The organism is uncultured Alloprevotella sp. (assembly GCF_963536905.1).
Lineage (GTDB): Bacteria > Bacteroidota > Bacteroidia > Bacteroidales > Bacteroidaceae > Alloprevotella.
In genome coordinates this window covers 31,826-44,924 of the sequence record NZ_CAUTBW010000009.1, presented here as the reverse complement: position 1 = coordinate 44,924, position 13,099 = coordinate 31,826, and the positions used below count along the sequence as shown (strand labels likewise).

The 13,099-nt window shown below is 45.1% G+C and carries 11 protein-coding genes; 2 read left to right on the top strand and 9 right to left on the bottom strand.

Annotated elements, in window-relative coordinates:
* Positions 1–120: 120 nt before the first annotated feature.
* Positions 121–2,208, bottom strand: coding sequence for a toprim domain-containing protein (locus tag ABLA33_RS02730; protein WP_347719147.1), 2,088 nt, complete (start codon positions 2,206–2,208; stop codon positions 121–123).
* A 32-nt stretch (positions 2,209–2,240) separates the two neighbouring features.
* A complete protein-coding gene (locus ABLA33_RS02725; protein ID WP_347719146.1) occupies positions 2,241–3,374 on the bottom strand; it encodes an N-acetyltransferase in 1,134 nt (377 codons plus the stop codon).
* Positions 3,375–4,094: 720 nt separating this feature from the next.
* On the opposite strand from ABLA33_RS02725, the gene ABLA33_RS02720 reads away from it, so the two are divergent.
* Positions 4,095–4,322: a hypothetical protein gene (locus ABLA33_RS02720; protein WP_311490058.1), complete on the top strand. Its 228-nt coding sequence runs from the start codon at positions 4,095–4,097 to the stop codon at positions 4,320–4,322.
* Positions 4,323–4,455: 133 nt separating this feature from the next.
* Here the strand turns inward: ABLA33_RS02720 and ABLA33_RS02715 are convergent, their stop codons facing one another.
* From ABLA33_RS02715 to tpx, 4 genes are all read right to left on the bottom strand, one after another.
* On the bottom strand, positions 4,456–5,604 hold the full coding sequence (locus tag ABLA33_RS02715) for a cytochrome d ubiquinol oxidase subunit II (RefSeq protein WP_347719145.1): 1,149 nt from the start codon (positions 5,602–5,604) through the stop codon (positions 4,456–4,458).
* Complete coding sequence (locus ABLA33_RS02710; protein ID WP_347719144.1) at positions 5,601–7,088, bottom strand: cytochrome ubiquinol oxidase subunit I; 1,488 nt, start codon at positions 7,086–7,088, stop codon at positions 5,601–5,603. Before ABLA33_RS02710 ends, ABLA33_RS02715 begins: the two co-directional genes overlap by 4 nt.
* A 26-nt stretch (positions 7,089–7,114) precedes the next feature.
* Positions 7,115–7,327 carry a DUF4492 domain-containing protein gene (locus ABLA33_RS02705; RefSeq protein ID WP_311490055.1) on the bottom strand — a complete coding sequence of 71 codons (213 nt, stop codon included), beginning with the start codon at positions 7,325–7,327 and terminating at the stop codon, positions 7,115–7,117.
* A 314-nt stretch (positions 7,328–7,641) separates the two neighbouring features.
* Positions 7,642–8,142 (bottom strand): thiol peroxidase, encoded by a 501-nt coding sequence (gene tpx / locus ABLA33_RS02700; protein ID WP_311490054.1) that lies wholly within the window; start codon positions 8,140–8,142, stop codon positions 7,642–7,644.
* 58 nt (positions 8,143–8,200) lie between these two features.
* On the opposite strand from tpx, the gene ABLA33_RS02695 reads away from it, so the two are divergent.
* Entirely contained in the window at positions 8,201–8,740 is a 540-nt protein-coding gene (locus ABLA33_RS02695; protein ID WP_347719143.1) for an NUDIX domain-containing protein, read from the top strand.
* Here the strand turns inward: ABLA33_RS02695 and ABLA33_RS02690 are convergent.
* From ABLA33_RS02690 to ABLA33_RS02680, 3 genes are all read right to left on the bottom strand, one after another.
* Positions 8,721–9,959 carry a pitrilysin family protein gene (locus ABLA33_RS02690; protein ID WP_347719142.1) on the bottom strand — a complete coding sequence of 413 codons (1,239 nt, stop codon included), beginning with the start codon at positions 9,957–9,959 and terminating at the stop codon, positions 8,721–8,723. The two genes, ABLA33_RS02695 and ABLA33_RS02690, sit on opposite strands and share 20 nt — an antisense overlap.
* A gap of 55 nt (positions 9,960–10,014) precedes the next feature.
* Positions 10,015–11,493, bottom strand: a complete 1,479-nt coding sequence (locus tag ABLA33_RS02685; protein ID WP_347719141.1) for a lipopolysaccharide biosynthesis protein — start codon at positions 11,491–11,493, stop codon at positions 10,015–10,017.
* 122 nt (positions 11,494–11,615) lie between these two features.
* On the bottom strand, positions 11,616–12,848 hold the full coding sequence (locus ABLA33_RS02680) for a nucleoside recognition domain-containing protein (protein WP_347719140.1): 1,233 nt from the start codon (positions 12,846–12,848) through the stop codon (positions 11,616–11,618).
* Positions 12,849–13,099 lie beyond the last annotated feature (251 nt).

Genomic DNA, 13,099 nt, shown 5'->3' with positions numbered 1-13,099 from the left:
TCCTAACTTTTTGCCTCTGTTTTCACATCTTTTTGATATAAACAACTGAACAATAAAAACCGCAACAAAGGCAGCGAGCTGACTGATTGTTGCGGTTTTATTACTGAATAGGACAAAAAATTATTCGTCCAATATGTCGTTATCAACATCTCCTTCTGCGAGATCTTCTTCCACCACGAGATTGTCGATGATGAAATTCTGTCGCTCAATGGTGTTCTTACCCATATAGTAGCTCAAGAGATCGCTCACCTTGTCGCTTTTGTGGAGATGAACTTGTTCAAGACGGATGTCGGGCCCTATGAAGTGGCGGAACTCATCGGGGGAAATCTCGCCAAGACCTTTGAAACGGGTAATCTCAGGGTCGGGACTTAGTTTCTCAATCGCTGCCAAGCGTTCGGCTTCTGTATAACAGTAGATAGTTTCATATTCGGAACGATCACTGTTCTGGGCTTTTTTCAGAATGGCAGCTCCCGCGCTTTTGTCCGTAACGGTTTTGACTTTTGCCGCCTTCACTTTTTTCTTCTTATTGCGTACGCGGAAGAGCGGCGTCTGAAGGATGTAGACGTGGCCCGTCTTGACAAGTTCGGGGAAGAACTGGAGGAAGAAAGTCAGCATCAGCAGGCGGATGTGCATTCCGTCCACGTCGGCATCGGTGGCTATGATAACTTTGTTGTAGCGCAAGCCGTCGAGCCCGTCTTCAATGTTGAGTGCCGACTGCAAGAGATAGAACTCACGGTTGGTATAGACCACCTCTTTGGTTTTTCCGAAACAGTTGAGCGGTTTTCCGATAAGGCTGAACACTGCTTGTGTGTTGGCATCGCGGCTCTTGGTGATGCTACCGCTGGCAGAGTCGCCCTCGGTAATGAAGAGGCTCGTGTCCTCGCGCAGGTCGTGGTCGTCCTCTTCGCGGTTCTTGCTGCCAGCTCGCTTACCTTTGATGGTATCGTTGAGGTGCAGGCGGCAGTCGCGGAGCTTCTCGTTGTGGAGATTAGCTTTCTTAGCGCGCTCACGAGCCACTTTGGTTACTCCCGCAATGGCTTTGCGCTCTTTTTCGCTGTCTTGTATCTTTTGCTGAATAATTTCAGCAATGTCGAGATGCTTGTGTAGATAGTTATCGACGTGCTCCTTGATGAAATCTCCAACAAATTTATTCACGCTAATGCCTGAAAGGGGGAAAGGACGACCATTCTTATCTTTATCCGGCGCCATCGAAAGCGAACCGAGTTTGATCTTAGTTTGACTCTCAAACATAGGCTCTATCACGCGAATCGCAATGGCTGCAACGAGTCCGTTGCGCACATCTTGTACGTCGAAGTTCTTACCGAAAAATTCTTTGAACGTTCTTGCTATATGCTCTTTGAAGGCACTCTGATGCGTACCTCCTTGCGTGGTATGCTGGCCGTTGACGAAGGAGTAGTATTCCTCACCATACTGATTGGTATGCGTGAACGCAATGTCGATTCCTTCGCCTTGCAGGTGGACGATGGGATAGAGACTTTGCTCCGTCATATTGTCGTTGAGCAAATCCTCAAGACCATTGCGAGAGATAATGCGGCGGCCGTTGTGGAAGATGGCGAGACCCGTGTTCAGATAGGTGTAGTTGCGCAGCATATTGCTGACAAATTCATCGTGGAACTTGAAATGGAGGAACAGCGTAGGATCGGGTTCAAAATAGATATATGTACCGTTCTCCTCCTCTGTGTCGCCCTCGTTTTCGCTAACGAGTTTGCCACGTTCGAAAGAGGCTTCGTGGAATCGGCCATCGCGATGACTACGCGCTACAAACTTCTGGCTGAGTGCGTTGACGGCTTTCAAACCCACACCATTCAGACCCACACTGGCAGTGAAGACAGCTGTATCGTACTTAGCACCGGTGTTCAACTGCGACACGGCAGCCACCAGCGAACCCAAGGGAATGCCGCGACCGTAGTCGCGAATGGAGGCTCCCTTTTCGTTCTCCACTTCCACTTCTATACGCTTACCAAAACCTTCGTTGAATTCGTCGACGGAATTGTCTATCGTTTCTTTCAACAGCACATAGATACCGTCTTCGGCATGGCTACCATCGCCCAATCGGCCGATATACATACCAGGACGCGTACGGATATGGTCCGTATCGTCCAAGTGGCGGATTTTACTTTCATCGTATTCTTCGCGCTGATGATATTCAACTGCGGGCGTCAGTTCTGCTTCCTTTTCTTCTGCCATTATATGGTTGGGACTTTGTCGTTATGTTGTGTTTAGATATTTGCTTTGTAGCAGCGGCGGCGCTTGTGTTGCTCTGTTTTGAAATACTGCCACTGGCTTTGCACCTTCTCATTGATTTCCAACTCGGGGTTGCTCTCTGCATATTCAAAACCCATTTGCTGATAAATGGGGATGAGATCCGTGAAGAGCAGTGCGTTCACACCCTTGCCCTGATAGTCTGGACGAACGGCAACGAGCAGCAAATCCAACACTTTGTCGTGTTTCCATTTCAGCGCCTTCACCAGGTGGAACCACCCGAAGGGGAAGAGTTTGCCTTTCGCCTTCTGCATGGCGCGCGAAAGAGACCCCATGGAGATTCCAACGCAGACAAGCTCATCGTTCTCATTTTCGATGAGCGTCACCATTCGCAAATCGAGCAGAGGAATGTACATATTTACATAGCCGTCAATCTGCCGATCGGTCATACGAGAGAAACCAAACAGGGGGGCGTAAGCTTCGTTGATGAGCTCAAAGATGCGACGACCTAAATTGTTTTCCTCTACATCCTTACGGTTTTTCAGCTTACGGATGTGAAGATTATAGCGCTCTTGGATAATCTTAGAAATGCGCGCATGCTTTTCGGGAATGGCTTCGGGGATATAAATTTTCTTCTCTACCCAATCCACTGCTTTCTCCATACCCAGTGCTTCAAAATGCTCGGGATAATAGGGATAGTTATAGATAGTGGCAATGGTGGACAACTGGTCGAAGCCTTCAATCAAAGCCCCTTCTGCATCCATATCGGTGAAGCCCAAAGGCCCTTGCAATTCAGTCATTCCGCGCTCCTTGCCCCACGATTTTACCGTATCAATGAGTGCTCGGCTCACTTCCTTATCGTCAATGAAGTCGATCCAACCAAAGCGAACCACTTTTTGATTCCAAGTGCTATTAGCACGGTTGTTAATGATAGCAGCTACGCGACCTACAATTTTTCCATCTTGCAAAGCCAAGAAATATTCGGCTTCACAAAATTCGAAAGCAGGATTTTTCGTTGTGGAGAAAGTGTTGAGCATATCTTCGTACAGATCAGGCACGCTGTACGCATTGTCTTTGTATAGCTCATAGTTGAAACGAATGAACTTTTTCAGGTCACTTTTTGTTTCAACCTTTTTGATTTCTACTGACATATAAATGTATTGAGACTTATTAGCTTGCAAAGATATGGAAAAACTAATGAAAAGCAAACTCGCAACAGGGGAAGGCGCATATCAAAAGTAGTCCACACATCTCTCCTTGGAGAGATTGTAGTTCACAAGGAGTAGAGTATAAATAAAAGCACGATACCAGAACCAATAAACAGTTAATAAACAACAAATTATCATCTATTCCACTTACAAAGCAAACAAACAGTACGATTTAACGCACACAGCAACACTTCTATCTGATTATCAGAAGAATTCATTAAGGATATAACAGATTTAATTGAACAAAAAAGATGACCTCCCCTACTGCTTTTAATACATTCTTATTCCAGCCGTTGGCTTCCTTATTGCCTCAACTGACACAATAAGCGCGTCAGCTGATAGCCTTATTGCATTTTCAAACGCTATAAGGATATTCACCGCCACGCTTGAGAGATACAAAAGAAAGACAGAGAAACACACTCTCTCCTATTCTTCTTTACAAAATCACAACTAATTACAAAATAACATATTGTAGAGAAAAATTTTATTCAGAAACCTTTTCTTTTTGCAAAAACCGATAGAATAAAGGCTTTGCGGGGATCCTCTGTCAAACTGATTCTGACAAATAAGAAAAATAGAGAGAAAAAAGATTTGGAGACAATGAAAGTAATACATATCTTTGGAGAGGGAATTATTCTCTCTCAATAAATTATAGTACTCAATATGGCTAACACTAGGTCACTCGAAGCTAAGGTTGTGCGGCTTGCTCGCAAACTGGGCTATGCTTCTGCCAAGTACTTAAAAGTATGGCGAGGCTATGATGTCTACAGAGCTTTTGATGATGAGTCAATGGCCGATGTAGAGTCTCCCATGGATGGTCCTACTTTCATTCTTGCGAAAGATGGCTATCTGCGGTATGCGTCTCTTGACGAGACAGCTGTGCTCCAATGAAAACCAGCAGACACGCTACACTGCTGGACTGCTGAAAACTTATTTTTGTTCGTTGGAATAGAGATGAAGAAAACAGAAAAAGGAAACCGCCTCAACGACGGTTTCCTTTATTTATGATCAAAGATATACGGATTTAGTATTTGTGATCTTCTTCTTCCATTTCCTTGCGCGTGATGGAGCGTAAGTCAATAGCGCGCCAGCAATAGATGATATAGGCAAGGACGAAGGGAATAACTAACGAAACGATTGCCATCGTGCGAAGCGTGAATTCGCTTGAACAACTGTTTTCAATGGTCAAAGAGCTTTGCAGATCAGCAGTAGAGGGATAGTAGCTCGTTCCATTGAGACCAGCAATGAGGAACAATGCCATAACGGTCAGTACCGTACCTATACCTGCTGCCCAAATACCGCGCTTGAACGCGGGGCGAAGAAGGGTCAAGATAATCCCTGCCAAAACTCCTACTACACCAACGAGGAAAAGCAACAGAATATAGATATTGCCAAACAGATTGGCTGCATATTTTCCACTCTCTATACTAACAACTCCATTGGCATCGACAGCGAAACCTTCTCCCAGCAAGAGTTTGCCCACAAAAGCCAAGAAGAAAATCAAGAACGGAACAACATCAATGAGCAACTGACGGCGGAAGCGAGGGAGCAACACTTCATCATCAATATTATTGATGAGATAGAGCGAACCCAGCAAGCGCGCCAAGAAGAACACAGCAAAACCTAAACACCAGTTCCATGGATTGGCCAACGCCTCAAGTCCGTGCCAATTGTTAGCCCAGCTACTGATGACTGGCATCAGATCAGCACCTCCAATGGCATTCTTTTCTACAATAAATTCTGAACCCGTGAAGAATGTGGCTACTGCTGCGCCCAAAAGGAAAGGGCCGAAAAAGCCGTTGAAACCAAGAAAAGCGCGGAAAACATTACGTCCGTAAACATTTCCTGGTTTGTTCTGGTATTCGTATGCCACAGCTTGCAGAACAAAAGAGGCCAGAATGAGCATCCACACCCAATAGGCACCACCAAACGAGGTGCTATAAAATAAGGGGAAGGAGGCAAAGAAAGCTCCACCAAAGGTGACGAGCGTGGTGAAAGTAAACTCCCATTTACGGCCCGTGGAATTAACGATGAGCTCGCGCTCTTCTTCTGTATGACCAATGCGAAAGATGAGGGTGTTTGCTCCTTGTACGAAAAGAAGGAATACGAGCAAACCACCCAGCAGACTGATGAGGAACCACCAGTATTGTTGCAAAAATTGATAAGTTATCATAGAGATTCGGAATTATGGTTCTTGATGGCCTTTGTGAGGATGCTAACTTCAGCAATGAGCAACACCGTGAAGATGGCAGCAAAAAGGAAGAATGTGATGATTACACTGGAGCTTTGCAAATTAGAAATACCAGCGTTGATAGGGAGCATATCTTGAATAATCCATGGCTGACGGCCCACTTCCGCTACAGTCCAACCTGCTTGACCTGCAATGTAAACGCACGGAATTGACCAAAGACCAGCCTTCAAGAGCCAGCGCGTATCGGCCAACTTACCCTTGCGATCGTACCAAGCAAAGAGAAGAACAATCAGCATGAGCAATCCACCTAAGCCCACCATCAAACGGAACGACCAGAATACAATGTCAACGGGGGGCACAAGGTCTTCCGCTTTCTGAATATGACCATAGCCAAAATAAGGCATGTTGGCTTTGAGGCGTTGCGCAGCAGCGGCAGCAGCCACACTATCTTTTCCAACAGCGGCACGGTAAGCTTGGAAATCGGCCAAAGCTTGCTTGCCCAGCACCATTTTCTCTTTACCACCCAACTGCTTAGTGCCATCGGGCAGTGTATAACCATTGATGAGATCGTTTATTCCTGGCACATAACCATCGAGGTCGTGGGTTGCCAAAACAGAGAGAACGCCTGGAACTTCAACACCTGGTACAATAGAGAAATGAGCACGCTGACCGCCATTCTGCAAACCTTCTGCAGCAGCCAGTTTCATCGGTTGATTCTTAGCAATATCAACACCGCTTTGATCACCTGTACCCATCACAACGAGAGTGCTAATAATACCTACCCACGTTGCCACGCGGATACTGCGAAGCGCCATTTCCTTGTTGCGTTTTTTTAGCAGGAACCAGCAGCTCACACCCAACACGAAAAACGCGCCAGTCATCCAGCCGCTTGATACTGTGTGGAGGAACTTAACGACAGCTGTTGGACTAAGAGCTACCTCTGCGAAACTTACCATTTCGTTACGCACCGTAAGCGGGTTGAACTCCATACCAACGGGATGTTGCATCCAAGCATTTGCTACAAGAATCCACCATGCAGAGAGAGTCGCGCCGATGCCCGTCAACCAAGTGGATGCCAAGTGAAAGCCTTTGCTAACCTTGTTCCAGCCGAAAAACATTACAGCAATGAACGTAGACTCCATAAAGAAAGCAACGATACCTTCAATAGCCAGTGGCGCACCGAAGATGTCGCCCACAAACCAAGAATAGTTGGACCAGTTGGTTCCAAATTCAAATTCCAGAATCAAACCAGTAGCAACACCAATGGCAAAGTTGATTCCGAAAAGCTTCATCCAGAATTGCGCTGTTCGCTTCCAGAATTCGTCTTTCTTCACATAGTAGAGGGTCTCCATAATGGCCATGATAAGGGCCAGTCCCAGTGTGAGTGGCACGAACAGCCAGTGATAGCAGGCTGTCAGCGCAAATTGCGCACGTGACCAATCAACAAGAATAGATAAAAGTTCCATTGATAGATTTTATTTTAATTGAGTTTTCATTTCATTAGTTTTTTTCCTACCATCTCTGCTTTTTCTTTGTCGTTAAGACCTTTATAGTAGGGTTGAAAAAAGAAAATACGCAGAACCACAAAGAAAACAAATAATTTCAGAATTATGATAAGCCACAGGGTACGTCCCCATGTCATGTTCCGAAATCCTTCTATATAGAATCGGAAGATTCTCTTAAATATATTGGTGTTCTGTTCCATATTTCTTTAGCTAAAAGAAGAAAGGAGACAAAGATAAAACATTTTATAATCTCTGCAAAAAGCGTTAAATATTTTTTAAGAACTCTGCACCAGGATTCTTTCTACAAAATATTCCAGACAAAGACAAATGTTGTTTAGGACAAACAAAACGGCGTACTCCTCAATCCAGAAGAATACGCCGTAAATTATCTTGAATCTTTAGAGGTACTAAAAGTTGAATAAATCCTCTTACACAATCAGTTTGATTCAAGGATATTGCACGTCAACTCTATAAAGAATTTTGTACGCCCAATCGATTTTATTCACCGTCCTAATTACTTCTTCAGCGCTTCCAGTGCTGCTTCGTAATTGGGTTCATGAGTGATTTCGCTCACCACCTCTTCGTAGACAATCGTACCTTCTTCGTCAATCACGATAACGGCACGAGCTTCAAGCCCCTTCAGTGGACCGTCGGTAATCTCTAGGCCATATTTCTCTGAAAAGCATCCGCAGCGGAACACGCTTACAGGAACTACATTTTCAAGCCCTTCTGTTGAGCAGAAACGCTGCTGAGCAAAGGGGAGGTCCTTGCTAACACAGAGCACAACGGTATTCTCTAATTCGGAAGCTTCTTTATTGAAACGGCGCACGGACATGGCGCAAACTTCGGTATCGAGACTGGGGAAAATATTCAGCACAACACGTTTGCCGAGCAGTTCGGGCAGATGAAGAACACTAAGATCACCACGAACACCGCCAAACTTGGGGGCTTTTTCACCTACTTTGGGAGGCTCACCCACTAATGTAACGGGGTTGCCAAGAAATGTTACTTGCATAAAAGTCTGTTTTTTTAATTATTGATTATCTTCGCAGACAAAGATACTTCTTTTTTATATGATACACCCTCTCGCTAAGTTTCTTTTTTGTCCTTGTTGCGGTTCTGCACACTTCGAGGTGAACGATTTCAAGTCGAAGCGTTGCACAGACTGTGGTTTCACTTTCTACCACAATTCAGCAGCGGCCACTGTGGCTGTTATTCTCAATTCGCGCAACGAACTCCTTGTCACTCGCCGCGCCTTCAATCCAGCGGCAGGAACTCTCGATCTTCCTGGAGGTTTTGTGGATGCGGGGGAAACTGCTGAGGAGGGCATCGTGCGCGAAGTGGAGGAAGAAACAGGCGGAAAGGCTGTCGTGGAAAAGTTCTTATTTTCCTTGCCCAACGAATACGTTTATTCCGATTTCATAGTACACACCACAGATCTTTTCTTTTTATGCCAATTACTCGATGAAACGGCACTTATTGCACATGATGATGCTGCAGCACTTTTCTGGATCCCATTGGCGAACATACGCCCCAGCAACTTTGGGTTAGCATCTATTGCGGCAGGGGTTCAAAAGCTATTGGATAGCAACATCAGTTATACACCAACGTAGTAAGACGATTTACGTCGTACACCTCTGCCGCAATCTCTTGGAGCTGTTGAGGCGTGAGTTCGCGGAGATGCTCCACCACTTCACGACTACCTTGGTATCGGCAATAATGAGCAAAGCTTTTTCCGAGCCCGATGGCGTGTTGTTCTAAATTTTCATCCGAAATTCCTATTTGGCCAATCACTTGCTTGAGAGCGGCATTGAGCTGATTCTGCGTTAAAGGCTTCTCCACCATTCGGCGAAGCTCTTTGTTGATGAGTCTGCGACAGCGCTCCACATCGGCCACATCACAACCAAAATAAACTTCCCACAAACCTTCGTCGGGATAGGTTGCCAAATAAGAATCAACAGAGTAAACCAATCCAGCATGCTCGCGCAAACTCAGATTAAAGCGAGAGTTCATACCAGGACCACCTAAGATATTATTCAAAAGAAAAAGTCCGTAACGGCGTGGATCCCGCCCACCAAAAGTTCTATTACCTATAAGGACATGTGCTTGATGAGTGTCGTGGTGACGAAAAAGGGTAACGGCTTCGCGCGGCTTTTCAATCGGTGCAGTAGCTTGTTGCAAAAGTGGGACACTATTAGTGGGTACAGAACCTATTCCCTCTGTGAGTTTTTCGAGCGTACGCACAATGCGGTTGAAATCCACATTACCATAAACAAAGAACACGCAGTTGTCCGGTTGATAATAGCGATGCGTAAAAAGTAGCGCGTCTGCAGTACGATATTCATGAAGTCGTTCTTTCGAGCCCAAAATATCACGCCCTAAAGGATGGTTTGGAAAAATAAGACTCTCAAACTCATCAAAGATAAGTTCGGAAGGGCTATCTTTATAACTATCGATTTCATCGCAGATAACCTCTACTTCTTTATCTATTTCATGCTGCGGAAAAGTACTATTAAAAACTATATCTGTGAGCAAATCAGCAGCGCGCCGAAAGTCTTGGCGCAGGATTGTAGCATAATAAACCGTTTCTTGTTTGGTTGTATATGCGTTTAGGTCTCCACCCACACGCTCCAATCCGTTGGTGATTTGCCACGCCTTGCGATGAGTAGTCCCTTTAAAGGTCAGATGCTCGATGAAATGGGCCATTCCAGAATCCTTCTCATCCTCGTGGCGTGTGCCTGCACAGACAACGTAGCCACAATAGAGCACTTCTGAACGAGAAGGTTCATGAATGATTCGTAGACCGTTAGAGAGAGTATGTGTTTGATGCATTATTTTTAGTTTCTTATCGGATGAGACAAAAACTGTCTCCATCTATTTTACCACATTATGCCTTGCGGTGTTTCTTGGGTAAATCCCAATACATAAAATGTCCGATGAAAGCAAGGATAAGTGCAGTGTTGATACCCACACGTACCCATACATTCCACGTTTCTGGCTCCTGTTGCATGATGAAGAAGAAAAGGACCGTAATGGCAACGTAGACAAAGATACTCTTCAAGGGATAGTTGATGGGATAGTATTTCTGCCCCACAAAATAGCTCAAGAGCATCGCCGTTCCGTAACCAGCAAAACCGGCCCAGGCGCAAGCCATGTAGTGGTATTGCGGAATGAAAAGAACATTAACCGCGATGAGAACCGAGCAACCAACGCCTGAAAATACTGCCCCCCAAATGGTGCGATCGGTGAGTTTGTACCAAAAACTCAAGTTGAAATAGACACCCATCATTATTTCTGCTGCCATAACAATAGGCACCACGCGAAGCCCTTCCCAATAGCCCCGACCGATGACATGGCGCAAAATATCCATATATCCCATAACGATGAGGAAAGCTAAGAGGGTGAAGATGATGAAATACTTCATTGCCTTGGCGTATGTTTCCCTGTTATCTTTGTCTCTACTTTTACCAAACACGAAAGGCTCATAGGCATAACGGAAAGCTTGGGTAATCATCGCCATAATCATAGCAATTTTTACGGCTGCACCATATATACCTAATTCAACGTGTCCCTGCCGTCCGCTGCGAATCATCGGGTAAATAATCTTATCGGCTGTTTGGTTCAAGATACCTGCAACACCCAAAATAAGTATGGGCCAAGAATAACTCAACATACGTTTGAGCAAGGGGCGATCCAGTGTCCAGCGGAAGCCCGTCAACTCTTTCCAGAAACAGAACGTGACGCTCCCCGTGCAGAGCAAGTTGATATAGAACACATAGCTCACATCTACCACGCCGCCTTCTGCCAGCAGCGGAGCCACCGCACAATCAGGCCCTGTATAAAGCGTTGGAACAACGAGGAAGTAAATCAGATTGAGCGAAATATTAAGGAAGATAAAGAGCAATTTCAACACCGCAAACTTATACGGGCGACGCTTGTAGCGCAGATATGCAAAGGGTATGCACTGAAATGCGTCAATTGCCACACAGACTGCCATAACCCAAACATACTGTGGCGTTGAAGCATATCCCAACGCAGATGAAATGGGAGTTAAAAAGCCCAACACGAGCGCCACAAAGAGCACTCCCACCAACGCTACAGCGATGAGCGTTGTGGAATAAACCCGTTCAGGGTTTTCACCTTCTTTGTTCACATAGCGAAAGAAGGTGGTTTCCATGCCAAAGGTCAAGATAACCAAGAGCAGGGCTGTGTAGGCATAAATGTTTGTAACAACACCATAGCCTCCCGATGCCACTGCCATCTTTATCGTATAAAGCGGCACGAGCAGATAGTTAAGGAATCGTCCGAGGATACTGCTCATACCATAGATAACAGTATCTTTTACTAAAGACTTTAAGTTTGCCATTTTATCTATTTTTTATTGCCCTGCAATCATCTTGAAAGAGATCTTATAAGGCTATGTATATTTTAGCGATTTCATCGAGGTTCTTTGCATGCTTAAAAGCTAAGGTTTATAGCGTGCATGCTTTACCCAAAGAAAAGATAACAAACACCTATGGCAGCAACCACGCCTGCTAAGTCGGCCAACAATCCGCAGACTACGGCGTGGCGCGTACGACTCACACCGATACTACCAAAATAAACGGCCAAGATGTAGAATGTAGTATCTGTTGAACCTTGAAAAATACAACTCAAGCGCCCAATAAAGGAATCCGCACCATAAGTATTCATCGCGTCTACCATCATGCCTCGCGCGCCAGAACCAGAAAGAGGTTTCATGATGGCTGTTGGCAACGCGCCCACCCAGTCGGCATTGGCCCCGGTCATTTCCACACACCAGCGAATGCCACCAATGAGCCAATCCATAGCGCCCGAAGCACGAAAAACTCCGATGGCAACGAGGATGGCGATGAGATAGGGAATAATACGAACGGCGGTGGAGAAACCCTCTTTTGCTCCTTCAATGAAAGCATCATAAACATTGATGCGCTTTCTCATTCCGGCTACTATAAAAGTAATAATAATCGTGAACAGCAACACATTAGCGGCAGTGCCACTAATGGCGTTCATCTGCTCTGGCTTCATTTGCATAAACACACCTATCAAAGCTGCGATCAAAGCAATAGCCCCGCCGAGCGTGAGCAGAATGGTGCGGTTTAGCAAATTGATGTGCTGGTAGAGGGAGGTGATGATGATACCCGCAATTGTAGCAATGAAAGTAGCAATCAGTATTGGTACAAAAATATCCGTTGGTTGAGTGGCTCCGCACTGGAAGCGGTAGGTCATGATACTGACAGGAATTAGCGTCAACCCACTCGTATTCAGTACAAGGAACATAATCATCGGATTGGTTGCCGTATCTTTCTTTGCGTTCAGCTCCTGCATTCCCTCCATAGCTTTCAGTCCGAGTGGCGTTGCGGCATTGTCGAGACCGAGCATATTGGCAGCAATATTCATAAAGATATTGCCGTAAACAGGGTGATTTTTGGGAATATCGGGAAAGAGACGTGTAAAGAGCGGACTCAGAAAGCGCGCCAACACATTGACAACTCCACCCTTCTCGCCAATTTTCATAACGCCCATCCAGAGGGAGAGCACTCCCGTCAGTCCCAACGAAATCTCGAATCCCTGCTTCGCCGTTTCAAAAGTAGAGTTCATGATATTGGGAAATACTTCCACATCGCCGAAGAAAATAAGTCTCACAACGGCAATCACAAAAGCAATGAGAAAAAATGCGATCCAGATATAATTTAGTACCATCTTAAATATTATAGTGTGCTAATGGCTGCAAAGATACAAAAATGCAAACGACATACTAAAGATTATAGAATCTCTCTTCTTTCAGTGAGCCTCATAAAAAAGAAGTAACGCTTTTATAATACGCCAATTTATACTCATAAACAAAGACTTATAAATCAGCCTAAAGCTTCTAAAGTTTTTTTTCTGAACATTTCTCTTTAGAGGTGACTTATTAAAAGTAGGAACATAAGTTTCAAACAAAGGTTTACGAT

Bases quoted from the DNA above. Each gene is read 5' to 3' on its own strand.
- ABLA33_RS02730 (WP_347719147.1), bottom strand. From the start codon at position 2,208: ATGGCAGAAGAAAAGGAAGCAGAACTGACGCCCGCAGTTGAATATCAT.
- ABLA33_RS02725 (WP_347719146.1), bottom strand. From the start codon at position 3,374: ATGTCAGTAGAAATCAAAAAGGTTGAAACAAAAAGTGACCTGAAAAAG.
- ABLA33_RS02720 (WP_311490058.1), top strand. From the start codon at position 4,095: ATGGCTAACACTAGGTCACTCGAAGCTAAGGTTGTGCGGCTTGCTCGC.
- ABLA33_RS02715 (WP_347719145.1), bottom strand. From the start codon at position 5,604: ATGATAACTTATCAATTTTTGCAACAATACTGGTGGTTCCTCATCAGT.
- ABLA33_RS02710 (WP_347719144.1), bottom strand. From the start codon at position 7,088: ATGGAACTTTTATCTATTCTTGTTGATTGGTCACGTGCGCAATTTGCG.
- ABLA33_RS02705 (WP_311490055.1), bottom strand. From the start codon at position 7,327: ATGGAACAGAACACCAATATATTTAAGAGAATCTTCCGATTCTATATA.
- tpx (WP_311490054.1), bottom strand. From the start codon at position 8,142: ATGCAAGTAACATTTCTTGGCAACCCCGTTACATTAGTGGGTGAGCCT.
- ABLA33_RS02695 (WP_347719143.1), top strand. From the start codon at position 8,201: ATGATACACCCTCTCGCTAAGTTTCTTTTTTGTCCTTGTTGCGGTTCT.
- ABLA33_RS02690 (WP_347719142.1), bottom strand. From the start codon at position 9,959: ATGCATCAAACACATACTCTCTCTAACGGTCTACGAATCATTCATGAA.
- ABLA33_RS02685 (WP_347719141.1), bottom strand. From the start codon at position 11,493: ATGGCAAACTTAAAGTCTTTAGTAAAAGATACTGTTATCTATGGTATG.
- ABLA33_RS02680 (WP_347719140.1), bottom strand. From the start codon at position 12,848: ATGGTACTAAATTATATCTGGATCGCATTTTTTCTCATTGCTTTTGTG.